The organism is Nocardia jiangxiensis NBRC 101359 (assembly GCF_000308615.1).
In the GTDB taxonomy this organism is placed as follows: domain Bacteria; phylum Actinomycetota; class Actinomycetes; order Mycobacteriales; family Mycobacteriaceae; genus Nocardia; species Nocardia jiangxiensis.
Window position 1 is genome coordinate 111,551 of sequence record NZ_BAGB01000166.1, and the last position, 25,513, is coordinate 137,063.

The 25,513-nt window shown below is 64.0% G+C and carries 23 protein-coding genes; 8 read left to right on the forward strand and 15 right to left on the reverse strand.

The genetic code is table 11. The features are described from left to right. Window positions 1-12: 12 nt before the first annotated feature. The 13 genes from ON40_RS40825 to ON40_RS52820 form a co-directional block, all read right to left on the reverse strand. A complete protein-coding gene (locus ON40_RS40825; RefSeq protein WP_051194371.1) occupies window positions 13-702 on the reverse strand; it encodes an Rv1363c family protein in 690 nt (229 codons plus the stop codon). Further along, the gene (locus tag ON40_RS48910) at window positions 699-1,391 is read right to left on the reverse strand and encodes an Rv1363c family protein (protein WP_051194372.1); all 693 of its coding nucleotides are present in this window, start codon (window positions 1,389-1,391) and stop codon (window positions 699-701) included. Before ON40_RS48910 ends, ON40_RS40825 begins: the two co-directional genes overlap by 4 nt. Next, complete coding sequence (locus ON40_RS40835; protein WP_157186758.1) at window positions 1,388-1,894, reverse strand: Rv1363c family protein; 507 nt, start codon at window positions 1,892-1,894, stop codon at window positions 1,388-1,390. The genes ON40_RS48910 and ON40_RS40835 overlap by 4 nt, the downstream gene beginning before the upstream one ends. Before the next feature lie 80 nt (window positions 1,895-1,974). After that, a complete protein-coding gene (locus ON40_RS40840; RefSeq protein WP_051194374.1) occupies window positions 1,975-2,667 on the reverse strand; it encodes an Rv1363c family protein in 693 nt (230 codons plus the stop codon). Next, window positions 2,667-4,079: an MCE family protein gene (locus ON40_RS40845; protein ID WP_040830937.1), complete on the reverse strand. Its 1,413-nt coding sequence runs from the start codon at window positions 4,077-4,079 to the stop codon at window positions 2,667-2,669. The genes ON40_RS40840 and ON40_RS40845 overlap by 1 nt, the downstream gene beginning before the upstream one ends. Continuing rightward, window positions 4,076-5,215, reverse strand: a complete 1,140-nt coding sequence (locus tag ON40_RS40850) for an MCE family protein (protein WP_040830939.1) — start codon at window positions 5,213-5,215, stop codon at window positions 4,076-4,078. Before ON40_RS40850 ends, ON40_RS40845 begins: the two co-directional genes overlap by 4 nt. Continuing rightward, entirely contained in the window at window positions 5,215-6,504 is a 1,290-nt protein-coding gene (locus ON40_RS40855) for an MCE family protein (protein ID WP_051194375.1), read from the reverse strand. Before ON40_RS40855 ends, ON40_RS40850 begins: the two co-directional genes overlap by 1 nt. Next, a complete protein-coding gene (locus tag ON40_RS40860; protein ID WP_040830996.1) occupies window positions 6,501-7,658 on the reverse strand; it encodes an MCE family protein in 1,158 nt (385 codons plus the stop codon). Before ON40_RS40860 ends, ON40_RS40855 begins: the two co-directional genes overlap by 4 nt. After that, window positions 7,658-8,677 (reverse strand): MCE family protein, encoded by a 1,020-nt coding sequence (locus ON40_RS40865; protein ID WP_040830940.1) that lies wholly within the window; start codon window positions 8,675-8,677, stop codon window positions 7,658-7,660. Before ON40_RS40865 ends, ON40_RS40860 begins: the two co-directional genes overlap by 1 nt. Then, on the reverse strand, window positions 8,674-9,873 hold the full coding sequence (locus ON40_RS40870) for an MCE family protein (RefSeq protein WP_051194376.1): 1,200 nt from the start codon (window positions 9,871-9,873) through the stop codon (window positions 8,674-8,676). The genes ON40_RS40865 and ON40_RS40870 overlap by 4 nt, the downstream gene beginning before the upstream one ends. Before the next feature lie 7 nt (window positions 9,874-9,880). Next, the gene (locus ON40_RS40875; RefSeq protein WP_051194377.1) at window positions 9,881-10,708 is read right to left on the reverse strand and encodes an MlaE family ABC transporter permease; all 828 of its coding nucleotides are present in this window, start codon (window positions 10,706-10,708) and stop codon (window positions 9,881-9,883) included. A 2-nt stretch (window positions 10,709-10,710) separates the two neighbouring features. Next, a complete protein-coding gene (locus ON40_RS40880; protein ID WP_040830941.1) occupies window positions 10,711-11,496 on the reverse strand; it encodes an MlaE family ABC transporter permease in 786 nt (261 codons plus the stop codon). Between the two features lie 218 nt (window positions 11,497-11,714). After that, window positions 11,715-11,864 carry a hypothetical protein gene (locus ON40_RS52820; protein WP_157186759.1) on the reverse strand — a complete coding sequence of 50 codons (150 nt, stop codon included), beginning with the start codon at window positions 11,862-11,864 and terminating at the stop codon, window positions 11,715-11,717. 172 nt (window positions 11,865-12,036) lie between these two features. Here ON40_RS52820 and ON40_RS40885 point away from each other — a divergent pair, with 172 nt between their 5' ends. Next, window positions 12,037-13,347: a C40 family peptidase gene (locus ON40_RS40885; protein WP_245568213.1), complete on the forward strand. Its 1,311-nt coding sequence runs from the start codon at window positions 12,037-12,039 to the stop codon at window positions 13,345-13,347. Window positions 13,348-13,464: 117 nt separating this feature from the next. Here the strand turns inward: ON40_RS40885 and ON40_RS40890 are convergent, their stop codons facing one another. Both ON40_RS40890 and ON40_RS40895 read right to left on the reverse strand, forming a co-directional pair. Then, a complete protein-coding gene (locus ON40_RS40890) occupies window positions 13,465-14,547 on the reverse strand; it encodes a helix-turn-helix transcriptional regulator (RefSeq protein WP_245568214.1) in 1,083 nt (360 codons plus the stop codon). Window positions 14,548-14,651: 104 nt separating this feature from the next. Continuing rightward, window positions 14,652-15,770 carry a LuxR C-terminal-related transcriptional regulator gene (locus ON40_RS40895; RefSeq protein ID WP_051194378.1) on the reverse strand — a complete coding sequence of 373 codons (1,119 nt, stop codon included), beginning with the start codon at window positions 15,768-15,770 and terminating at the stop codon, window positions 14,652-14,654. Window positions 15,771-16,113: 343 nt separating this feature from the next. On the opposite strand from ON40_RS40895, the gene ON40_RS40900 reads away from it, so the two are divergent. From ON40_RS40900 to ON40_RS40930, 7 genes are all read left to right on the forward strand, one after another. Next, window positions 16,114-17,166, forward strand: a complete 1,053-nt coding sequence (locus ON40_RS40900; protein WP_063713201.1) for an NAD(P)H-dependent flavin oxidoreductase — start codon at window positions 16,114-16,116, stop codon at window positions 17,164-17,166. Window positions 17,167-17,347: 181 nt separating this feature from the next. Further along, a complete protein-coding gene (locus ON40_RS40905) occupies window positions 17,348-18,946 on the forward strand; it encodes an acyl-CoA carboxylase subunit beta (RefSeq protein WP_040830944.1) in 1,599 nt (532 codons plus the stop codon). An 8-nt stretch (window positions 18,947-18,954) separates the two neighbouring features. Beyond that, window positions 18,955-20,994, forward strand: a complete 2,040-nt coding sequence (locus ON40_RS40910) for an ATP-binding protein (protein ID WP_051194379.1) — start codon at window positions 18,955-18,957, stop codon at window positions 20,992-20,994. Next, complete coding sequence (locus tag ON40_RS40915; RefSeq protein WP_040831001.1) at window positions 20,987-21,751, forward strand: enoyl-CoA hydratase/isomerase family protein; 765 nt, start codon at window positions 20,987-20,989, stop codon at window positions 21,749-21,751. The genes ON40_RS40910 and ON40_RS40915 overlap by 8 nt, the downstream gene beginning before the upstream one ends. Beyond that, window positions 21,751-22,551: a TIGR03084 family metal-binding protein gene (locus ON40_RS40920; RefSeq protein WP_040830946.1), complete on the forward strand. Its 801-nt coding sequence runs from the start codon at window positions 21,751-21,753 to the stop codon at window positions 22,549-22,551. Before ON40_RS40915 ends, ON40_RS40920 begins: the two co-directional genes overlap by 1 nt. Window positions 22,552-22,565: 14 nt before the next feature. Further along, complete coding sequence (locus ON40_RS40925) at window positions 22,566-24,365, forward strand: acyclic terpene utilization AtuA family protein (RefSeq protein ID WP_040830947.1); 1,800 nt, start codon at window positions 22,566-22,568, stop codon at window positions 24,363-24,365. Continuing rightward, window positions 24,352-25,503 (forward strand): acyl-CoA dehydrogenase family protein, encoded by a 1,152-nt coding sequence (locus ON40_RS40930; RefSeq protein ID WP_040830948.1) that lies wholly within the window; start codon window positions 24,352-24,354, stop codon window positions 25,501-25,503. Before ON40_RS40925 ends, ON40_RS40930 begins: the two co-directional genes overlap by 14 nt. Window positions 25,504-25,513: the final 10 nt, after the last annotated feature.

Here is a 25,513-nt window from a genome sequence, read left to right on the forward strand (position 1 = left end):
CTGCCCTGGCGGTCAGAACAGCGGATCGAACCGGTTGATCAACCACCGCCCCTGCACCTTCGTCAGGCCCACGCGCAAGGCGTTCTGCGACTGGGACGGTTGCGGATTGCCCGCGACAGTCGTGGTTTGGTTGATGTAGACGATGACGGCGGCCTTGTCCTCGGACACCGATTCCACCGCCGCACCCACGGGTGTGGCTTGCATGCTGACTTGCTTCTCCTTGGCGGTCGGGCCGACCACGGTGTCCGCCAGCTGACCGTAGGTATCGAGAAATTCGCCGGTCAGACGGGTTTTCGCGGAAGCGAGGTCCTGCTCGACGGTCTCCGGCTTGTAGGACAGCACCACTACCGCACTGTCGGAGGCCGCCTTTGCGACGGTGTCGCGGGCGGAAGCGAGGTCACGATCGGCCGAGTGCTGGACCAGCAACTGTAGCGAAACCAGCAGCGCCAGAATGAGAATCGGCACAACGGCGGCACCAACGAGGCGCCGGCGACTGTGCTGCCGCCTGCGCATCAGGCCGTTCCACCAGGCGAAGCCCAGGGCAGCGACGATAACGACTCCGCACACCACCTGCATCCACACCGGATTCCCCAACACCGAGGAGACGGCGGCGATCGCCGCGGCGACGATCGCCGCCGGAACCAGATCTGCCGCGATCGATACGACTGTGCGTAGGTAGCGGGTACCGGTACGGACGCTCATTGGACGAACCCCACTTTCGAAAGCTTGTACTTTCCGCCGACCTCCGTGATGTCGACGCGCAGCTGGTACTGCTTCGGCTCGGTCTTCACCTGCACCCCGTTGGGCGGTGCCAGGCTGTGGCTCGCCTGGTCCGGCCCCGGAGCCTGGTTCGACTGCGGCAGCGGAACCGACGTCTGGGATGTAGCGACGACCAGGACGGTCACGCTCCCGTCCCGGTTGTGCCGCTCGATACCGGCGGCGACGCCGTGTCCGGTACTCACGCCGCCAGATGCCTGCATCGTGTCCAGGACCGAACGTTTACGCGCGTCGAATTCGTCATGCCACTGCCCGGTCGAGTTCGCCAGCACGCGGTCCACGTATCCGCCGGCATCCGCGGAGTCGGTCGAAATCAGTTGTGCCACTGCGTCCATCGAGAACTGCATGATCTGCTGATCATGATCGTTGTTCCGGACAACCGTGTGGTGTCCGCTCATCGACCAGCCACCGGCCACACAACCGACCACGAAGATGAGCGAGAGAAGCCCGGCGGCGATACGAATCGCCAGGTATCGACGTCCGGTGTGGGGCTGCGGCGCATCGGATTCCGGCTCCGGGTCCGCTTGGGCGATGCCCGTCTCCGATTCGGTGGTGTCCAGATCCGCTTCGGCGATAACCGGCGCCTCGTCCTTCGCGATGTCCACGGTTCTCACAGCGGCTCCATTCGGTCGATCAGCCATTGGCCGTGCGGTCTGACCACGTGCACCCGGGTGCTGCTGACCAGATAGGCCGGATCCGGCTTCGTGCTGTTCGTGGTCACTCCGCGCAGAAAGACCAGCACCACCGCGGAGTCGTCACCGGCCGATACCAGCGAGGTACCACTGACCTCCCATCGGGCGGCGACGTGGGATTGCTTGGCCTGCGGGATGAGCGTGTCAGCGGTCAGCTTCGAATACGAGGCCAGGAAATTCCCGGTGAGGTGACTCTCGGCTTGGCGCACGTCCGAGTCGACCGAATCGGCCCGGTAGGTGAGCACACTCGCGGTGAGCTTTCCAGCCTGCTCGGCGACGCTGCTGCGAATCTCGTTGGTGTGCCGGTCGGGAACCGTGTAGCAGAAGTACCCGACCGCCGCGAACGCCGTCGCCAGAACCGCCAGCAGCGCAAGCACACTCAATTTCAACGCCCCGCGGCCGGAAATGCGCCGCCGCAGATCCACCGAGCCGATCCTCCGCTGAATCATCGACATCGGCCGGCCACCGACGGCGAAGGGAATTCTCGATACCCCCAGGCGCGCGATCATGGGACGACCTCGACCTTCGAGAGTTTGTAGCCCCCTGCTGCCTGGACCACATCGACCCGCAGACGCCAGGTTCTCGGATCGTCCTTGGCGCCCGAGGAATTGGACACCTTGGACACCGCCGTCACCAGCACGGTGGTACTGCCGTCGGGGTTGTGCCGCTCGATTCCGGCGCCCAGGATTTCGCCTGTCGAGTCGGTCTTCGAATCGTTGATCGCACCGACGAAGTTGTTCTGGACTCCCCGAAATTCCGCCAGCCACTGACCGGTCGCATCGAAGGCGATGCGGTTCGCGCTGCCCGTGGGATCCTTGACACTCGGCGATATGAGGTTGACGACCTCCTGACGGGCGGCCCCCAACAGGGCCAGATCTCGTTCACCGGCCCGGTCGCTGTTGCGATGCACGATGACCAGCGCGATCGCCGCCGTCGCCAACCCCGCCAGCACAAGTACGACCAGCGCCGCGCCGACCGCGTTCAGGCTCGGGCGCACGAGCCATCGCGAGGCGGCGTTGCGCGGTGCGTCCTCGTCAGTGCTCTCGGAATCGATGGCATCCGAGGCCTGTTCGTCCTCGAGGTCCTCGGGATTGAACTCTGCCGTCTCCCGCTCCGTGGCGATTTCTCGCTCGTCGCCGACGTCCTCCTCAGCGGTCGGCGATTCGCTCCGTGGGGGCGCGGCGGTTCGGTGCGTCATTAGTGGCCTCCTGTCAGCAGGGTCTGCAGTGTCGGTGCAACCTGTCCGGTGCCGGGGACCAGTCCTGGCTGCGTGTAGACGGTCCCGTCGCCGCCCAGATATCCGCCCGTGGCGGGGTCGTAGCTCGCGGTGCCCACATGCGGTGTCGGCGCGGACGCGGGTGCGGCGGGCGCCTGCGGGTTGTCGATTGTCGGCGTGGGGTTTTCCCGCCAGGGGTTGGTGCCCTGCGGAACGTAGGGCTTGTCGCTGTCGCACATCTCGACCGTCGGCGCGCGCTTGCCCGGGTGGTCCATGCAGGGCAGGTTGCGGGCGCCGCGAACCGCGTTGTCGGCGTTCTGCGGAATCGCACAGTAGATGGGATTCGGGGTGCGCACCGGGGCATCGACCGACGAGCCATCCCTGCGCTGTGCGGGCGGAAGGAATCCGGTGGTGCACGGCGGCGGGGCGTTGAGGTTCAGCTTGAAGTCCAGGAAGGCCCGGTTGGTGCCGCCGGAATCCGGGAGGTTGATGGTCTTGAGCGCGCTCACGCTCGCGGGCAGCAGGACCAGTAGTTGCTCGATGGACGCGTTGTAGGTCACGGCTACCTGGCCCAGGCTGCTGAGGTTCGCGACCAGCAGCGGCGCGGTCAGGTGCAGCTGTCCGAACAGTTCGCTGGCCTCACGCGCCGACCCGGGCCCGGTTTTCAGGATGTCGCGAACCTGCTGATCGCTGGCCTGCGCCTGTCGCACGGAGTTCGACAGATGCGCGACCCAGTCCCGGATCGCGGGGCTGCTGACCTGTTGTGAGTCCAGGAATGGAGCCGAATCGTCGATCAGTGTGGTCACCGCACCGGTATCGGTGTGCGTCTGGTCGAGCACCCGGTCGGTCCCGTTCAACAGGCGCTGCAGGGCGTCACCGGAGCCGCCGAAAGCGTTCTGCGTCTCGTTGATCAGCGTGGAGAGCTTGTCCTTGGGAATGGAGGTGAGGCTGGTGTTCAACGTGTCGATCAGCGGCGCGATGTCCTGTGGCACCGTTGTGCGCGTCGCGGGAACCACGTCGCCGTCCTTCAGATACGGCCCGTCCGGCGAGGTCGGCACGAAATCCAGATACTGCTCACCGATCGCCGAGCGGCTGTGCACATTCGCAGTGGACGACACCGGGATTCGCACCGAACTGTCCACGCTGAGTGTCGCCACGGCGCCGGTCCTGGTCGCCGCCACACCGGTGACAATGCCGACGGTATTGCCGCGATAAGTCACGTTCGCGCTGTCGTACAGACCACCGCTGGTGTTCAGCTGCACCGAGACCCGGTACCGGCCGATGCCGACCAGCGACGGCACTCGCAGATAGACCACGCCCATGACGATCAGGGCGACCACCGTCACGACGGCGAAGATGATCAGCTGGATGCGTACGAATTTGGACAGGATCATTTCCCACCTCGCACGACGACGTTGTCCAGGCCCGCGGTCAACGGATTCTTCGTCGACAAGGCGGGCACCCGGTCGACGGTGCGCCCCAGGCGCGTTTCCGCGTTCTCGAGCACCCCCTCGAGCGGCGTGCCCTGCAACAGTCCGCGCCCCAGCCGTCCGAGGGTGAGATCGACTGTGCCGCTCAGGTTTCCCGCGTCACCACGGAAGAACTTCGGAATATTCGCCAGCGGCCACGGATATGTCGGGAGCAACCCCAGCGCCCCGGTCAGATCGGGTCCTGCATCGGCCAGCTCACGCATGACCGGCTCGATGTCATGCAGGTTCTGCTGCAGATCCTGAGAGCTGGCGGTGACGACCTGGTCGGCCGAGTCGGCGAACCCGCCGAGCGCGGTGACCGTGTCGGTGAGCTGCTGACGCTGCTGCGCCAGGATCGACAGAGCGGGCGGAATCCGATCGAGGGCGGTCGCCAGCACGTCGTTCTGCTTCCCGACGGTCGCTGCCAGACGGTTCAGGCCCGTTGCGGCACTGATGATGTCATTGCTCTGCGCATTGAGGTCGCTGCTGAAGGTGTTCGTCTGCGTGAGCAGATCACGAACCTCCTTCTCGTGGCCGGACAGGGCCGCGTTCGTCTGGTTGTTGATCTCCTGGAGCTGCGCCAGCCCACCGCCGTTCAGCACGGTCGACAGCGAGGCCAGCGTCTGCTCGGTGGTGGGATATGTGCTGGCGTGGTCGACCGGAATCACGCTGCCGTCCTTGAGTTCTCCGACCGGCGGCTCGTTCAGCGGGGCCGCCAGCTCGACGTGCAGCGAGCCCAGCAGACTGGTCTGGCCGATCTTGGCGGTGGCGTTCGCCGGTAGGTGCACATCCCGATTCAGGGTCACCGTCACCTGCGCGTGCCAGCCCACCAATTGCACGTCGGTGACGTTGCCGACGGTCACGTCGTTCACCCGGACGCGCGAATTACGTTGAATGGATGTCACATTCGGCATCTCGATCTTGACGGTGTAGGAACCGGTATCCCCGCCGACCGTGCCGGGCAGCGGCAGCGAGTTCGGCCCCTGCCACTCACATCCGGCCGCGCCCAGCGCGAGACCGCCGATCAACGCCATCGCCGCGAAACGCTTTTTACACCGCATCACCGGCCACCTCCTGTACTCGCGGGATTCGGGATTCCCAACAGCCCGGCCAGACCGCCGGCCGCATTCACCGGTTGGGTGGTCGCGGGCGCGGGCGCGCGGCCGCGCAGCCACTGCTCGCTGTAGTCGATCTGCTCCGGACGCACCGACAGACCCGAAACCGGGTTCACGCCGACCGGCGGATAATTCATCTGCAGCAGTCGCAGCACCGGCGCCAGTTGTGACACACACAGCTTCGCGGCGTCCGCCGCGCCGAGGTGACTCGCCGATTGAATTGCGCCACAGATGAACTGCACCGGATTGTCGAGCTGTGTCACCGCCAGCGCACCGGTGAACGATCCCTGTGCCGGGTTGTAGATGTTGTAGAAATTCTGGATCGCCGTCGGCGCGACATGCAGCAACTGCTCGATATTGGGACGAATATCGTTGAGCGACTTGGTCACCGCGGCCAGGTCCGCGACCGACTTGGCCGCCGGGTCCCGGTTGTCCTTGACGAACTGCTCGAGCCGGCTCGACATGGCATCCACGCTCTGCAACGCAGTCGCCAACTCCTGATCGGTGCCATCGAGCGCACTCGACACCGAGGCAACGTTCTGGTTCAGCCGGACGATCTGGCTGTCGCTCGCCGACAACGCGGTCATGAACGCCTGCAGGTTCCGCACCGTGGCGAACAGATCGTCACGCCCGTCGGACAGTGTCGTCATCGCGTTGGAGAGTTTGTTGAGGGTGTCGTTGATCTGATCACCCTTGCCGCTGAGCGCATTCGCCGCGGAGTTCACGAAGTCGCCGAGCGCGCCGGCCTTGTTCTGCTGGGTCGGGTTGATCGAGTCGGCCAGCGATTGCAACTGCTTGCGCAGATCGTCCCATTCGATCGGCACCGCGGTGCGTTCGAGCGGAATCTGACCGCCGTCGGCCAGCTGCGGACCGCCGGTGTAGGCCGGAGTCAGCTGGATCGCACGGGCCGAGATCAGGCTCTGGGAGAGGATCACCGCCTTGGCCTGCGCGGGAATCTTGTAGCGAGCGTTGTAGTGGAACTTCACCCGCATCCGGTTGCCATCCGGATCGATCGCGTCGATCGTGCCGATGTCGACACCCAGGATCTTGACCCGGTCCCCGACGAACAACCCGTTGGTGTTCTCGAAATACGCGGTCGCGGATTCTGTCGTCTCCCGGTTGTAGAAGTGCCAGCCGATTCCCGCGATGCCCGCCAGGACAACGGCGGTCACGCCGACAAGCACCACCTTGCTCTTGATGACACGCTTCACCAGCGCTGTACGCGACATCGTCATCCCCCCAATCCGGGCAGCGGCGGCAGTCCTGGCAGCGAAGGCAATCCGGGCAGCGCGGGCGCCGGGCTCGGGACACGAGCCGGCGTCTGAGCCGCGCTCGAGGCGGGGGCGGACGCGGCCTGTGGCGCGTTCAGCGGCCTCGGATCGAGCCCCGCATTCTTGAACGCGGCGTCGATGAAGGGCTGTAGGTACTGTCCCGGCAGCAGATTCATGATGTACGCCTTGAAGAACGGGCCCGACGCAACCGACTCCCCGAGCGAGGTGATGTACTGGCTGGCCGGAAGAATGGCCTTGGCCAGATCATCCTTGCGCCGGTTCAGCAGATCGGTGACGCTGTTGAGCTGCTGCAGCACGGGCCGCAGTTGCTGCTGGTTGTCGTCGATCAGCGCGGCGATATTCGACGTCACCGACGACAGATTCGTCAGGAGGGTCTGGATCGCCTGGCGGCGCTGATTCAACGCTTCGAAGAGGGTATTGCTGTCGAGAAGTAGTTTGTTGATCTGGTCGCTGCGGCCGCCGAGCACCTTGGTGAGCGACTCGGCGTTGTGAAACAGGTCCTGCACCATCTTGTCGCGTGAAGCCACCGAATTCGACAGGCGCCCAACACCATCCAGTGCGGCACCGAGATTGGGAGCGGTCTGGTCCAGGGTGCGGCTGAGCGTACCCAGTGCATCGGTGACCTGGCCCAGGTCCAGGTTGCTGACCGTCGTGGTCAGGTCGCCGAGGGCATCGGTGAGCAGGTAGGGAGTACGAGTCCGCTCGATCGGTATCGGGCGGTCCGCCGGCTGTTTGCTGTTCCCGCGGGAAGTGATCTGCAGGGATTTGCGTCCCAGGACGGTCAGCGTCTTGATGGCTACCTGAGTGTCATTGCCCAGTGCCGGCCCGTCGACGTCGAATTTCATCAGGACCTTGTCGCCGTCGATATCGATGTTCTTCACCGTCCCGACCTGGACCCCGGCGAGAAAGACCTTGTCTCCCAACACGATTCCACCGGTGTCGCCGAAGTACGCGGAATATGTCGTCGACGAGCCGAACCAGGAACTGATGGTGTCGAAGCCCACCGCGACCACCACGAGTGCGATGACGACGAGGATCCCGATCAGTCCGGTGCGGACGGTGTGGGTCTTCTTGTGGTTGCTCTTCTGGCTTGTCATCAGGGTGTGCACCTTCCTGCCCGCTGCCCGATGATCGGGATGTAGACCGGATTGCCGTCGGGACCGTTGACCTTGATCTGCACGTCACAGAGGTAGAAGGTGAAGAAGTCGCCGTACAGGCCCAGCCGGGAAAGCCGGTTGTAGGCGTCGGGCAGACTGTGCAGGGCCCAGTCGGCGTAGTCCTTGCCGCCGTTGATCGTTCCCGCGAGCCGGCCCATCTCGGTGATGTCGGATTTGATGGTGGGCCGCGTATTCGTCAGCAGATCCGCCACCGACCGCGACGCGTTGTTCACATGAACCAGCGCATCGCCGATGGGATCGGATTGCGCGGCGAGCCCGCTGATGAGCTGCTGCAATTTGTCGATCCCCTGGTCGAATTCGGCATTTCGCTTGTCGACCGTGCCCAGCACGGTATTCAGGTTCTTGATCACCGACCCGATCAGCTGATCCCGATCGGCCAGCGTCGAGGTCAGCTGTCCAGCCTGGCGCAGCAGATCTGAGATCGTGCCCCCCTGTCCCTGCAGGACCGCCACCAGGGAGTTCGAGAGCCGGTTGACCTGGTCGGGCTGTAATGCCTTGAACAACGGGCGAAAGCCGTTGATCAGCGCATCCAGATCCAACGCCGGCACCGTACGGCTCACCGGAATGGTGGCCTGTGAGGGCTGCGGGGTCGTCGAGCCCGGACTGTCGAGCAGTTCGAGATAGTGCTGGCCGACCAGATTTTCGTAGCGCACCGCCAGTTTGGTCGACTCGGTGATCGGCACATCGTGGGTGAGCCCGAATTCGACCAGGGCCGTACCGTTCCCGATGACGTGCACCGACTTCACCTTGCCGACTTCCACACCGGCGACCCGCACGAACTCCGCCGATTTCAGTCCGGACGCGTCGCTGAACTCGGCTCGGTACATCCGCTCGGACCCGAAGCGCATCTGGGAGAACACGATGATCACCGCTATGGTGAAGAACACCATGACCACCGCGAATATCGACAGCTTGAGGATGGTTCCGGATATCTTCATCGGTGCGCCGGCCCTCCCAGGATATTTCCGAACAGGTAGTCCACGAAGTACGGCGAACCGATGCGCGGAGCCGTCGAATCGACGATGTTCGCGCCTGTGTCGGTGACGAGCACCGGCGCCGGATACATCTGGCGGGTGATCAGCGGATAGCAGCCGGGCTTGCCGCCGGGCCCGCCCTTGGCCGCCACCTTGGGAAGGTTGTCGGGGTACCGGTACGGGTCCGCCCCGCCCAGAAAGCCGATGTCGAGGTCGGCGGAATACCCGGTATTGCCGCCGAACGACTTCAGCTGGGCGTTACGGGTATTCACGCTCTGGTGAAGTAGGCAGGTCAGCTCTGGACTGTATTTCGCGAGCAGTCCCGCGGTCGGAACCAGCAGCCGCATCGAATCGACCAGCCCGTGTTCGAGGTCGTTGGTCAGCCCAGCGCCTTGATTGCCGAAGGTGACTGCCGCTTGCAGGACCGATACCAGCTCGGACTGATGCGTGACAACTGATTCCGCGGTGGTCGAGGCGTAGCCGAGCATATCCAGAAGCTGAGGTGCGACATCGGCGTACATGTTGGTGACGGTTGCGGCATCGTGCAGGTCACGCTGCAGCTGCGGCATCGCCGGATGCAAACGAGCCAGGGTTGCGTCCGTTTTCGCCAGCGTGTCACCGAGTTGCTGTCCACGGCCACGCATCCCGTCGGAGACGGCGGACAACGCGGAGTTCAGCTTCGCGGGGTCCACGTGCTGCATTACCGATTCGAGGTTCTCGAAGACCGTGTTCACCTCGGTCGTCACATTGGTCGAGAGCACCTGCGCGCCCGCCGCCAACGGGCGCCCTTGATTCGATGCGGTCTGCAGCGCAACGTATTTCGACCCGAAGGCGGTGGTCGCCTTGATCTGGGCAGTGGTGTCGGCGGACAGTAACGCGAACCGTGGCGCATCGATGTCGAGATTCAGCCGCGCTCGCCCGTCGGTCTGGGACACGCTGCGTACGTGCCCGATCACGACACCGTTCAGTTTGACCTTTGCGCCGTCGTCCATCACCAGGCCCGACCGGTCGGAAACCACAGTGATCGGGACCGTGCGCGTCAGGTCGCCGTGAAACGACAACGTGCAGAACAGGATTGCTGCCACCAAGATCGCAGTCAGCGCCAGCCCGGCTCTGATCAGAGGTGGCTTCTTATAGTGGTTCTTCCTACCTGTACTCATATCGTGCCTATCCCGCGAGGTCGAATTTTCCGGAGACGCCGTATATGGCCAGTGAGGCGAACAGGACGACCATCACCACCACAGCCAGCGAGGTGCGAACAGCACGTCCGACTGCCTCTCCGACCCCCGCCGGACCGCCCGCGGCCCCATATCCGAAATAGCAATGGATCAACATCACCACCAACGCCATCAGCAATGCCTGCAGAAAAGACCACAACAGGTCGCTCGGACGCAGGAAAGTAAAGAAGTAGTGGTCGTAGATTCCGGAAGGTTGTCCGTAGACATCGACCGTGATCACCCGGGCGGCAAGAAAAGACATGATGACAGCAACCGAGTAGATGGGCACGATCGCGACCACGCCTGCGATCACCCGTGTCGACACCAGATACGACATCGATCGAATCCCGGCGACCTCCAGCGCGTCGACCTCCTCGCTGATCCGCATCGCCCCCAACTGCGCGGTCGACCCCGCGCCGATCGTCGCCGACAATGCGATACCCGCTGTGATGGGCGCCATGATTCGAACATTGCAGAATGCCGCGAAGAATCCGGTGAGCGCATCGACGCCGATGTTTCCCAGCGAATTGAAGCCCTGAATCGCCGCGAGGGTGCCGCCCGCGAAGGTCATGAACCCGACGATCACGATAGTGCCCCCGATAACGGCGAGCGTTCCGGTGCCCATGCCGATCTCGGCGATCAGGCGCATCGTTTCTCGATTGTACGAGCGCAACGCATGCGGCGAGTAGCGTACGGTCTTCCAGTAGAACAACGCCTGATCGCCCAGAGACTCCAATGTCCTGCGCGGGGCGACGACCAATGTCGATATTGTAGCCATGACTACTTTCCCGTTCCGTACTTGACGCCGACAGCTGTGGCGATGACATTCACGGCGAATAGCGCCATGAAGGCATACACCACGGTTTCGTTCACCGCGTCTCCGACACTCTTCGCGCCACCCTTGACGGTGAGTCCGCGATAGCACGCGACCAATCCCGCTATCAGCCCGAAAATGCAACCTTTAGATTCGGATATGACAACCTCGGGCGTTCCGGTGACAAAAGTCAACGAGGACACGTAAGCACCGGGTGTAACGTTCTGAAAAAAGACTGAGAAAATGAATCCGCCGACTATTCCGATGGTGATGACCAAGCCGTTCAACAGCAGGGCGATCACCGTGGAGGCCAGAACACGTGGCACGACCAGCCGGTGAATCGGATCGATGCCGAGTACCCGCATCGCATCGATTTCCTCGCGGATGGTGCGCGCCCCGAGATCGGCGCAGATCGCAGTCGCGCCCGCGCCGGCCACCACGAGAACCGTCACCAGCGGCCCGATCTGGGTAACCGCGCCGAGCGCGGCGCCGGCGCCGGACAGATCTGCCGCGCCGAATTCCACCAGAAGGACATTCAGGGTAAATACCACCAGGACGGTGAACGGCACCGCGACCATCAGTGTGGGTACCATCGATACTCGAACGATGAACCAGGACTGCAACACGAATTCCCGCCATTGAAACGGCGGCTTCAGCATGGCACGAAATGTCGCGGCACACATTTCGAAGAATGCGCCGACCGGCCGCAGAGCAGGATCGACCAGTTTCGACACTCTCACTGTCCGGTGCATCACCGATTTCGGTGTGGCCGAGCCGGTATCCGGCGAACCGGTCATCGACTTCCTCCTCATCACTGTGGACAGCGGCAGTCCCGAGTTCGGTGGATCCGCTGTCGAAATGGGGTGACTCAGCTCCCGGATGTACGGTGTGTGCGGTTATTCGCGCAACCTCCGAACTGGGGCCGGATAACACTCACGTCATCGAGAACGTCCTAAACATATGACGCGAATCACCTGCGGGCGATATCCCCCGGGGGGAAGCCCACTATCCGATCGGGGGAGATTCCCGCACCCCGATCACCTCGGGCCAGGGCGCTGACGTCGAGTTTTCCGGCGAACATCATGCCGATTCGGCACAGGAATAACGATCGACCGATCATTTTGCCCGCTTCCTGCCCATCACTCCCCCCCTATAGGAGGGCGTATCGCCTATCGGAGGAGGATTCGGCGACGGCGAGCACTGATCAGGATGGGTTGCAGGTAGCACAGTCTCTGCCGAACTCCGAGTAAACCGATCCAGAAGGGTGAGCCGCGATGTCGGATCCGATTTCCGTGATCGCCACCATCGTGATTAACGCGACGGGTGCGATCGACAACGCCAACCTTCCCAGCGGCGCCAAGGCATCCGCGCAGGTAGCAGTCGAATCTGGTGGCAAAGCCGCCACATCGCTCAGTGCCCGACTCGACCACGCGGTCGCACAGTTGCCCGAGCCGGCGCAGCAGGCCGCCCGCAATGGCATCCAAGGAGCCTCCGATCACATCGCAGCGATGATGTCGGCGCCGAATGCGCTTCGAGCGCAATCCGATACGAATCACGAGCCGGTCCGGACCCGGACAGATCCCGCCGAAAGCCACCGTCAGCCGCCGGCGACCCGCATCGTGCCTGCGGGCCAGTTTCCCGACAGCCAGGGCACAGTCGGTCCGACTCGTTCGATTGTCATCCCGGTACCCGATGCCGCAGCGGCGCCGCCGGCGATGACCAGCGGGCGAATCGCAGCATTCGTGCCGTGGTTCCAGCAGGCCGGGACGCTGTGTTCCGGTGTTACAGCGCCCACTCTGGCGGCTCTCTACGCAGCCGAGAACGGATTCCACTACGGGCCCGACGCACCCGTATCACCGGCCGGCGCGCTCGGCCCCGGACAGTTCATGCCTGGCACCTGGGCTGTTTATGGAAAGGACGTTCACGGCACCGGTCGCGCCGATGTCTTCGATGTCGGCGACTCGGTCATGGCGTCGGGACACCTGTTGTGCGACGACTACCGGCAGATACAGTCGTGGAAGGCCAAGGGGCTGGTTACCGGCGATACGCTGGACCTCACCCTCGCCGCCTACAATGCCGGCGCCGCAGCTGTTCTGCGCTCACACGGGATGCCGTCCGGCAGCGCCGATTACGAAAACCAAACCAAACCCTACGTCGCCCGCATCCGGGCGACCGAGAAGGACTACGACTGGCTCCAGCAGGCATCCGATCTGCTCCGCCCGGCCACCGACATCGGCACCCGCATTGTCGCCGACGCGATGAAATACCTCGGTATTCCGTATGTCTGGGGCGGCGGGGGCAGCAATGGGCCGTCCATGGGCGGATTCGATTGCTCCGGACTCACGTCCTATGCCGTGCACACCGCCAGCGGCGGAACCATCACCCTGCCCCGTACCTCACAAGGCCAATGGCACGTCGGCACCGAGGTCCCCCTGCCGGACGCGGCACCGGGTGATCTGTTGTTCGGCAACTGGGGTCCCGACGGCCCGGGCCACGTTGCCATCTATCTCGGTAACAACCGCATGATCCAGGCCCCGCAGCCCGGCGACTCTGTCCGGATCAGCCCCGTCATGCCCGGCATGCACGCCCGCCGGATCAACTGAGTACGAACGTGGCGGCTCCCCCGGAATTCACCCGGGGAAGCCGCCATCACATATCGAATGGAAGGAGTCCGGCCTCGCAGATCGCCGGTCACACGCGAAAGAGGCGAAGCCGCAGCACTATTCGCCCTGCAGCGACCAGGCGATCGCCTGTGCCCGGTTTGCCGCACCGAATTTCCGGAGAATATGTTTGACGTGCGATTTCACAGTGCCCTCGGTGATGACCAACTGCTCGGCGATGGCACGATTGGTAGCGCCCGCAACCATCAGGCGGAAGACGTCCGCTTCCCGTTCGGTGAGACTACCGGTCGTTCCGTAGACGGACTTCGACGGAGTCGGGTTTTCGTGATCGTCAGAATCGGCCGCACGGACCATGGCGATATCGGATTCACACAGGTCGTCCATACGATTCACTGCTGAAACGACCAAGTCCCGCACCTGGTCACGCTGGTCGCGTAGCCGTTCCAGTAACACCGTGCGTTCGTAGATGTGGCTGAAGCCATCGGTGAAGGCCCACAACACATCCCGGTCCCCCTCATCGGCGCGGCGAGTCAGCGGATGGTGGTCGGCATGGACGAATCCGACCACGTCGTCAGCATGGACGATCGGTGCCACCACATACGACCGGGACCGCCCGGCATCGACGATGATCGGCTTGTACACCGCGGCGTTGGATGTGTCGTACACCAACGACGGACGCCGTTTGGCGAGCAACTGTGCCTCTGGCGCACGGGAATCGAGCGGAATGCTCTGGTTGATCCAGTCCACGAACCACGATTCAGATTGGCGCTCGCCGGCGAAATGCGCCATCGACGGACGCCATGAGCGGCCTTCGACCCGGGACAGAACGACCCGCTGGAAACCGCACCGCAGCACGACCTCCTCGCAGGCTACGTCGAGCAACGCCGTGGTGTCGCGAATACTTCGCAACCGACTCAGTCCCGCGGCACACTCCGCCAGCCGCTGACTGCGTTGACCAGTGTCGTGGAGGTAAAGGTCCATTGCCAGTTGCTGCAGCTCGAGAATCAGTCCGCACAACGTCTCGGCGGCCGTACTATCGGTGCTGCGGACATTGCGCAATCGCGCAATGCAGAAGTGGACGAGATTGGAGACCACCTCCGCCGAACGCCACGGGCCGTCCCATTCCACCTGTGGGAGAGGGGCGGCACCACCGACCGCCTCGAAGACCGCGTCCCGCAGCACTGCGAGCCGGGCTACAAGTTCATTCTCTCGTCGACGCCATCCCAGGCGAACGCGGCCGGTCGGGCTGGTGCCGGTGCAATCACTGGCCATTGCTACAGGCATTGTCACACCCGCCGTTCAGAGTTCGTGGCCCGGATGTATTGCGCGATGGCACTGGCACGATTGGGAGCACCGAGCTTGTGCAGGATGTGCTTGACATGGGATTTCACTGTGCACTCAGCAACCGTGAGCCGGTCTGCCACCTGGGCGTTGGTCACGCCACTCGCCAGTAGCTTCAGTACCTCACGTTCACGCGCGGTCAGTCTCGCCAAACCGCCTGGCTCGGTTCGGGCGGTGACTTCCGCCGGGGAGAATCCGTCCGCTTCGACAGCGACAGCTGTCCGGACCATCGGGTCCGGAAATCGGACTGCGATCCGCACGGGCGCTTCCAGAACTTGCCCGACGGATCGGAAAGCCTCCGAAAGCTGTTCGCGCTGGCGCGTCAGGCGTGATTCGAGCACCATGCGCTCGTAGATCACACCGACCCCCTCGGCGAACGTGCGCAAACTGTCCCGATCGGCTGTGGTGAGCGGGCGCCGCGACAGATAGGTGTCGGCGTGCAGCAACCCGAACACCGACCCACCGACGATAAGGGGCGCCACCACGTATTCGCGGGTGTTGGATGCCTCCATCAGCGGCCGAAAAGTCCGCGGCTCATTCTGTGCGTCCGAGACGAGGGCAGGCAGCCGCCGCCGCACGATTTCCGCCTCCACCATCGGCGAGGCCAAGGCAATCTGCAGGTCGGCTATGTAGTCGGTGAGCTCACGATTGAAGCCGCTGTCGTTACCGTCGGAGAGGAAGAGTAACCACGGCGCCCAGATGGAACCACGCACAGTCGAGACCATCGCCCGGTCGAATCCCGCAGCCGCGCACAGCTCGGCAGCGGCAGCTTCGAACACCTCGGCGGCGGTAGTCTTTCTACTCAACCGCGCCAACGCGTCGAAAATCCGTCCCGGTGCGAAGCTGGGCTGTGTGAGCGTGTGCTTGCGCAGCGTCGACTGCACCGCGCTGACATCGGTCAACAGCTCAGCCAGATCCGTTGTATCGGCCGGACGCCCACGTACACAGGCAAGTCGTCGCTTTGTGCGCTCCAGTGTCACCCCCAGCAACTGGAGGTAGGGCCGGTTCGCGCCATCGCCGCCGGCGTGTTCGGCCAGCTCGCTGACCCGAGCGTTCAACTCCACTATCCGGGACACCAGTGCGGCGAAAGTATGTTGGGGTGCTGCTACCGGTGCCGTCATAGTTCCTCGAACTTCTCTGACGCCGACCGGAATCCACGCAGCCAGCGTTCCGGGTGCCTCGTCGCGCCCTTGGCCCAACTCCCGGGGTGCCGCACCTCGCGCTCACGTTAACGATGTGTTGCGAGATTTACTTACGGCTACATGGTCGGTGATGTAGGTCACCGTGTCAAGTCCGATCTATCGGTATACATCGCACGAATACACCTTCAGAGCTGCTCCGCGATCCTGAACGGTGCGACACGAAACATGCCGCCACCACGGTAGTGATTCGTGATTTACTAGCGGCATGGCATTGCCCGAAGCCCTCGCGAATCGACTGACCGTTCCCGCCATCGCCGCGCCCATGACGAGCGTGTCGGGACCCGAGCTCGTGATCGCCGCATGTCGCAGCGGCGTGGTCGGCTCCTTCCCCACACATAACGCCGCCACCACGGAAAAACTGGACACCTGGCTCCGGCAGATCTTCGCGGCCCTCATCGACCACGACGGCCCGACGGCTCCCGTCGCTCCGAATCTGGTGGTACACCGGACGAATACCCGCCTTCAGGCGGACCTCGACTGCCTGGTCCGGCACGGAGTCGAACTCGTGATCACCAGCGTGGGGTCGCCGAAACCGGTCATCGCCCCCTTGCATGCCATCGGCTGCCGGGTATTCGCGGATGTCTCGAGCATGGCGCACGCACAACGTGCCATCGAGGCCGGGGCCGACGGCCTCGTGCTACTCACCGCCGGCGCAGGCGGCCAGACCGGCTGGGCCAATCCATTTGCGTTCGCACGCGCCGTCCGAGCCCGCTACGACGGCCCGATCGTGCTGGCCGGGGGTATCACCGACGGCACCTCGATACTCGCCGCACAGGTATTGGGCGTCGACCTCGTCTATCTGGGGACTCGATTCATCGCCACATCGGAAAGCCTTGCCACGGACGAGTACCGAACCGCGCTGATCGAATCGACCCTCGATGACGTCACACTGTCCACCCGGGTCGGCGGCATCCCGGCCAATCTGCTGGCGAGCTGGCTGGCCCGCGACGACCGGTCCGCCGCCAACCAGGAAAGCTCGAGCGGATTCGAACAGGACCGGTTGTTGCGCAACCGCACCGCCTGGAGCGCGGGGCACAGTGTAGCGGGGGTCGGTGCAGTCACCACGGTGGCCGAACTGGTCCAGGCCATCACAGAACAATACGAACGTGCGCGCGACAAGTTGCTGCCGACGCTCACAGAATCCCGCCCCGAGGCCCGGATCGACACCTACCGACCCGCCACCACCCCGGGCAATCAAGGGCGAGTGACCAGCTCCGTCGCCGGCACTGTCGACCTCAACAGACCAGATAGTTACTAGCAAATCACTAGAGAGCCGAAGTTGATGGGTTTTCAGGCCTCGCCATGCCGCTTGAACCGCAACAAGCCCACACTTCCGCGATAACTATCCATGCGATAGTGTATGACCATTCACTAACTCGCTGGTACGTCGTACTCGCTCGCCGCCAGTGATCGCGACATTCGAATCGAAAGGCGTACGGATGCCCGTACTCAAATCCGAGGTCGACACAGCGTCGTCGACGTATCTGGAGAATCACCAAGCTCAGTCGGCGGCCGTGGCCGCCCTGAACGAGCAACTGGCGCTGGTCGCCGCCGGTGGCGGCGAGCGCTACGCCACACGTCACCATGATCGCGGCAAACTGCTGGTCCGAGAGCGAATCGAACTACTCATCGATCGTGATGGCCCGTTCCTGGAGTTGTCGGCCTTGGCGGCCTGGGGCACCGAGTTCAACGTCGGCGCCGCGATCGTCACAGGTCTCGGCGTGGTCTCGGGTGTCGAGTGCATGATCATCGCGCACGACCCCACGGTTCGCGGCGGCACAATGAACCCCTACACACTGCGAAAGAACCTGCGTGCGTTGGAGATTGCCCGCATCAACAGGCTGCCGGTCGTATATCTCGTAGAGTCCGGCGGTGCCGATCTGCCGACCCAGGCGGAGTTGTTCGTCCACGCGGGCCGGATCTTTCACGAGCTGACCGAGATGTCCGCTATGGGCATCCCTACCATCGCCCTGGTATTCGGCAACTCGACCGCGGGTGGCGCCTACGTACCGGGTATGTGTGACTACGCGGTATTGGTCGACAACGCGGCAAAGGTCTTTCTCGGCGGCCCGCCGCTGGTGAAGATGGCCACCGGCGAGGACGCCGACGACGAGGAACTCGGCGGCGCGGACATGCATTCGCGGATCTCGGGTCTGGCCGACTACTTCGCCGTCGACGAGACCGACGCCCTCCGCATCGGACGCGACATCGTCGCCCACCTCAACTGGCGCAAACTCGGTCCCGGACCGACACAGCCGGCCGACGAACCGTGCTATGACGCAGAGGAGCTACTCGGAATCGCGTCCGGCAATCCACGTATCCCCTTCGACCCCCGAGAGGTCATAGCCCGCATCGTCGATGGGTCCCGCTTCTCCGAGTACAAGCCTCGCTGGGGCACCAGCATCGCGACCGGGTGGGCCTCGATTCATGGATTCCCGGTCGGCATCCTCGCCAACACCCGCGGCGTGCTGTTCAGTGAAGAAGCCAAGAAGGCAACGGAATTCATCCTTCTGGCCAACCAGACCGATACCCCGCTGATCTTCCTGCACAACGTCACCGGGTTCATGGTGGGGACCGAGTACGAGCAGGGCGGGATCATCAAGGACGGCGCCAAGATGATCAACGCGGTCACCAACAGCGACGTGCCGCATATCAGCATCAATATGGGGGGATCCTTCGGTGCCGGAAACTACGGAATGTCCGGTCGCGCATACGACCCCCGCTTCATGTTCACCTGGGCCAATGCCCGGCTCGCCGTCATGGGCGCTCAACAGCTCGCCGGTGTGCTCTCCATCGTCGGCAAGGCCGCCGCCGCCTCGGCAGGACGGGAGTTCGATCTCGAGGCCGACGCGAAGCGCACCGCCGCGATCGAGCAGCAGATCGAGGACGAATCCCACCCGTTCTTCATTTCCGCGCGCCTCTACGACGACGGCGTGATCGACCCGCGCGACACCCGTGCCGTGCTCGGCATGTCCCTGTCCGCAGCCCATTCCGCCAAGGTCGCCGGTCGGCGCGGCTTCGGCGTCTTCAGGATGTGAGAAATCCGATGCCCTCCACAACAGAACTGCCTGCGAAATCCCAGCGACCTGTGATCACCAAACTGCTCATCGCCAATCGCGGCGAGATCGCGTCCCGGATCATCCGCACCGCGCGGCAGATGGATATCGCGACTGTAGCGCTGTATTCCGACGCCGACCGCGACGGGCCGTACGTCCTGCAAGCCGACGAGTCGGTTCACCTGCCCGGCACCACGCCCGCCGAAACATACCTACGCGCGGACCTCGTTCTGGATGCGGCCCGGCGCACCGGCGCTACAGCGGTCCATCCCGGCTACGGATTCCTTTCCGAAAACGAGCAATTCGCCCGCGACTGCGCGACGGCGGGTGTGATCTTCGTCGGCCCCAGCCCGGAGGCTATTGCCGCGATGGGATCGAAGATCGAGGCGAAACGCATGATGTCGGCCGCGGGAGTACCGGTGTTGCCGGGGGCCACCGTCGAAAGCGAGTCCGACGAGGACCCCGATCGGCTGCGTTCAGCAGCGGAACAGATCGGCTTTCCGATTCTCGTGAAGGCGGCATTCGGCGGCGGTGGGCGCGGTATGCGCATCGTGTCCGACCAGAGTGAGCTGATCGATGCCGTCCGCAGTGCCCGGCGGGAGGCGGCATCGGCATTCGGGAACGGCACGGTATTCCTGGAGAAGTTCGTGGAGTCACCGAGGCACATCGAGGTGCAGATCTTCGGCGACAGCTACGGAACCGTCGTCCATCTCGGCGAACGCGAATGCTCGATCCAACGGCGATACCAGAAGATCGTCGAGGAGTCTCCCTCTACCGCAGTCGACGACGCGCTGCGCGACGAGCTCGGCAGAGCCGCGGTCGCCGCCGGCAAGGCCCTGTCCTATGAGGGCGCCGGCACGGTGGAATTCGTGATGGCACAGGATGGTTCGTTCTACTTCCTCGAGGTCAACACCCGCCTCCAGGTCGAGCACCCCGTCACCGAACTCGTCACCGGCGTCGATCTGGTTCGCGGACAATTGCTGGTCGCCTCGGGCGCACCACTACCCGAGGAAATGCTCGACGCGGCGCCGCAGGGGCACGCGGTCGAGGTCCGCCTGTACGCCGAAGACGTTGCGGCGGGCTTTATTCCGGTATCGGGCACGCTGACCACGTTGGAATTCGCGGAACTGCCGGGCGTCCGCATCGACGCCGGTTTCGCCTCCGGCTCGCATGTGAGCACGTTCTACGACCCGATGCTCGCCAAGGTGATCGGTTACGGAGCCGACCGCGATGCCGCGTGCGACCAGGTCGCGCGGGCGCTGCAGGAGACTCGCATCCACGGGGTGACCACCAACCGCGATCTGTTGATCGGCATACTGCGCGAGCCGGAATTCCGCTCCGGCGCCATCGATACCGGATATCTCGACCGGCACGATCCGGCCGATCTGATGGCGCGCCGCAGCAGCGACGGGACGGCCGGCCACACGCATGCCCTCGTGGCCGCCTTGGCAGCGCAGGCGGGGCGTCGCACGAATTCGCCGGTACTGCCCCGGCTCCCGTCGGGATTCCGCACCCTTCCCAGTGCACCCCAATCGGTTTCCTTCGAGTGCGGTGACAAGGTGATCACCGTCGAGTACCGCTTCGACCGTGCTGGTCTCATTGCTCGAATCGGCGATCGGCGTTCGGACAGCCTCGAGCTGAACACGGCGACAGCCGAATTCGTCGACATCGTCATCGACGGCATCAGGCGGCAGTATCACATCACCCGTAGCGGAGCAACGCATTTCGTCGACAGCGCCCTGGGCGCTACCGAACTCCGAGAGGTCGAGCGCTTCCCCGACCCGAGCGACATGCAGGAGGCCGGGTCACTGCTCGCACCGATGCCCGGAACGGTCGTGCGAGTCGAAGTGACCGAGGGACAGTCGGTTTCGGCCGGGGATGCGGTCGTGGTGCTGGAGGCCATGAAGATGCAGCACACCATTCGCACGCCCGCGGACGGGATCGTCGTGAAGATCCCGGTCGCGGTGGCGGCTCAAGTCGATTCCGGCGCAGTGCTGGCGATCGTGCAGGACGGTGAGGCCGATGAGTGACGCGGTTCTCTACAACGTCGACCGCGGCGTCGCCTGGCTGACCATCAATCGGCCGCATGCCCGCAACAGCCTCAGCAAAGCGGTGCGCGACGGACTGTTCGAGGCGATCGGCCAATTCAACGCGGACGAGCGGGCCAAGGTGCTCGTGCTCACCGGTGCCGGCGACAGAGCGTTCTGCGCCGGGGGCGATCTCAAAGAGATGTCCACCGAGAAACTGACGATTCCGCCGATCGATTATGTCCCGCAGTTCGGCCGCAATATCGACGTGCGCAAGCCCACGATTGCGGCCGTCAACGGTGCTGCGTTCGCCGGTGGCTTCCTGCTGGCGCAGACCTGCGACCTGTGTATCGCTTCCACCACTGCCACCTTCGCCATTTCGGAGGTGAAGGTGGGGCGTGGATCGCCCTGGGCAGCACCACTTCCACTGATGATCCCCCGCCGGATCGCAATGGAGATCGTGTTGACCGGCGCCCCGATGACAGCGCAGCGTGCTCACGAGATCGGATTCGTGAATCAATTGGCCGAACCGGACCGGCTCCACGCTCGCGCGCAGGCACTCGCCGAGCAGATTGCTGCGAACGCGCCGCTCTCGGTTCTGGCGGGCAAGCAGACAATGGCGCTGACCGCGGAACACCCGTTGCGCGAGGCTTTCGATCGCGCCGAAATGATATGGGCGCCAGTGTATTCCAGCGCGGACGCACAGGAGGGCATGCTTTCCTTCGCTGAGAAACGCGCCCCGAGATGGCAGGGGAAATGATGGCTCTCGACTATCCCGCGCTGCTGCGCGATCTGAAGTATGAGACCGACCTGCTGGTCGATTATCTATCCTGTTCTGCCGAACTCGCCTGGGATGCCAAGACTCCCGCGGACGGCTGGGCGATCCGCGACCAGGTGTCGCACCTCGCCTACTTCGACGACTGCGCTCATCTGGCGCTCACGGACGCCGGCCGATTCCGTGTCGAGGCCGACCGGCTGATGGCGCTCGGTCCGGACTTTCCCGACCGTGTGGCCGAAGCGCACCGCCACATGTCCCCCCGCGAACTGCTGAACTGGTTCGACGAGTCCCGCAGTCGCCTGCTCACCGCGTTCGACACCGAGGATCCGCGTCGGCGTCTGCCCTGGTTCGGTCCGGACATGAGCGCAGCTTCCTCGGCAACCGCACGGCTGATGGAGACCTGGGCACACGGTCAGGACATCTACGATGCGCTGGGCGTCGAGCATCCACTGAGTCCGGGGCTGCGGAACATCGCTCATCTCGGGGTGAGCACATTCGCGTTCGCCCATCGCCTGAACAACCTCGAAGTGCCGACGGAACCGGTGCGCGTGGAACTGGACGCGTCCGAATCGGATGGGGTGTGGACCTGGGGACCGGCCGATGCCGAAAACCGCGTGACCGGTCCTGCGGAGGACTTCGTACTCGTGGTCACCCAGCGCCGCCATCCTGACGACACCAAGCTGAACATCATAGGTACCGTCGCGCGGGTATGGATGTCGATCGCCCAGGCATTCGCGGGGGCACCGGGAACCGGACGTCCTAGCCGAACCGGCGCTTGCTGAAGGGAATTCGACTAATGAACAGGACGACTCCGCGTCGGCCGGTGCGTATCGGCAATGCGTCGGGCTTCTATGGAGACCGGCTTGCCGCTTTCCGGGCAATGGTCGAAGGCGGGCCGGTCGACGTGGTCACCGGCGACTATCTCGCCGAGCTGACCATGCTGATCCTTTGGAAGGCGAAGCAGAAGGATCCCGAAACCGGTTATGCGAAAACGTTTGTGACCCAATTCGAACAGGTTGCCAGGACCTGTGCCGACCGCGGCATCAAAATCGTGGTCAACGCCGGCGGGCTCGCCCCGGCAGGCTTGGCGGCGCGGGTCCGGTCCATCGTGCAAGCCGAAGGGCTCGATCTGGCGGTCGCCCATGTGGAGGGCGACGATATCGTCGATCGTCTCTCACAGTTGCAAGCCGCTGGTCACCCCTTGCGCCACCTCGACAAGGACATATCGCTGGAACAGGCTGGCGCACAGCCGATTTCGGCGAATGTCTACCTGGGAGGCTGGGGGATCGCGGCGGCGCTGGCCCGGGGCGCGGATATCGTGATCACCCCGCGTGTCACCGATGCGGCTCTCGTCCTGGGCGTCGGAGCGTGGTGGCACGACTGGAAACGCACCGATTTCGACGCATTGGCAGGTGCGGTGGCGGCCGGTCATATCATCGAATGCGGGCCGCAGGCCACCGGCGGCAACTACTCGCAGATCCACGAGATCGCCGACCGCCGCTACCCGGGCTCGCCGATCGCGGAGCTCGCGCACGACGGTAGCTTCGTCATCACCAAACACGATGGCACCGGAGGGACGGTGTCGCCCGGAACCATTACCGCTCAGTTGCTCTACGAGGTCGACTCACCGGTGTATTTGAACCCGGATGTCGTCGCGCACTTCGACACACTGCAGCTGACCCAGGACGGCACAGACCGGGTCCGCGTGAGCGGTGCGACCGGGTCGCCCCCGCCATCGACGCTGAAGGTCGCGATGAACTTCATCGGCGGGTACCGCAACACGATGACGTTGGTGCTGACCGGCCTCGACATCGAGGAAAAAGCTCGCTGGGCCACCGAGCAGCTGTTCGAAATCCTCGGCGGGCGCGAGGCTTTCGACGACATCGACGTCCAACTGCTGCGCTACGACCGCGCCGAACCGGCGCGGCTGAGCGAGGCGACCGCGCACCTGCGGGTCACTGTCAAGGACCGCGACAGGTCGAAGGTCGACCGCGCCTTCTCCAACGCGGTTCTCGAACTCGCTGTCGGCGGCTACGCCGGATTCCACACCACAACCCCACCATCGTCGGCATCCGAATTCGGCGTCTACTGGCCGACCGTGGTGCCGGCGGCGGGGATCGAGCAGATCGTGGTGCACGCGGATGGGTATCGGGAAACGATCGAGCACGCCCCACAGACCGACGACCGATACAGCGGGGTCATCCGTGGTGTCGAATACAACTCTGGCACTGCTGATTTCGGCCCGACAACCAGGCGTCCGCTCGGTTCGGTGGTCGCGGCCCGCTCAGGCGACAAGGGCGGCAAGGCGAACGTCGGCATCTGGACGGATACCGCTGAGCGATGGAACTGGCTGCGCTCACATCTGACGACCGAGCGGCTCACCGAATTGGTCTCCGATGCAGCGGGCTTCGAGGTTCGCCGGTACGAGTTCCCGAATCTTCGCGCACTGAACTTCGTCATCGTCGGGTTCCTGGGCGATGGTGTCGCATCGTGTACCCGGACCGACCCGCAGGCGAAAGGGCTCGGCGAGTTTCTGCGAGCGACATATACCGACATACCCGACAAGCTCATGGGAGACCCTGATGGACTTCGCTGAATCGGTCGAGCACCAAGAACTTCGTCGATCAGTCGGTGCGATCACCGACAAGTACGGGCCTGCCTATTACGCCGAACGTGCTGTGGCACACCAACCGACCACCGAACTCTGGCAGGACCTCGCCGACCACGGATTCATCGGAATCAACCTGCCGCAACAGTACGGCGGTGGCGGCGCGGGCATGACCGAACTTGCGATGGTGTGTGAAGAGACCGCCGCACACGGGTGCCCGCAACTGCTACTACTGGTCTCGAGCGCGATCTCCGGCGAGTTGCTCGCCAAGTACGGCACCGATGAGCAGCGACGAGAGTGGTTGCCGCGCATGGCTTCCGGTACGAAGGTCGTCTTCGCGATCACCGAGCCCGACGCCGGATCCAACAGCCATCGGATATCCACGACAGCACGACGATCGGGCGACGACTATCTTCTCACCGGAACCAAGTACTACATTTCCGGCGTCGACGAAGCAGCCGCACTGATCGTCGTCGCCCGCACCGGACGTGACGAATCCACCGGCGCAGCACGGATGTCACTGTTCCTGGTACCGACCGACGCTGCGGGTCTGGTCGAACAACGCCTGCCGGTCGGAATCAGTGTCCCGGAGAAACAGTTCACCCTGCACTTCGACAATGTCCGGCTACCCGCCGACAGCCTCATCGGCATCGAGAACGAGGGCTTCCGGCACGTCTTCGACGGCCTCAATCCGGAGCGAATCACCGGAGCAGCGGTATGTATCGGCATCGGCCGCTTCGCTGTCGAGCGTGGCGCATCTTACGCACGCACTCGATCGGTGTGGGGGTCACCCATCGGCGGTTACCAAGGGATTTCACATCCGCTGGCCAAAGCGAAGATCGAGATCGATCTCGCGGCCGTGATGACGGCGAAGGCAGCGTGGCTGTACGAGAACGGGCTGCCCGCGGGTGAGGCGGCCAACATCGCGAAATACGCGGCGGCCGAAGCGGCGGCCGCCGGCGTAGATCAGGCGATTCAGATCCATGGCGGGAATGGGCTCAGTACGGAGTTCGGCCTACTCCCGCAATGGGGACTGGCACGATTGCTTCGAATCGCGCCGGTCAGCCGCGAGATGATCCTCAATTATGTTGCCCAACATAGTCTTCGGCTTCCGAAATCCTACTGAACGAGATGGT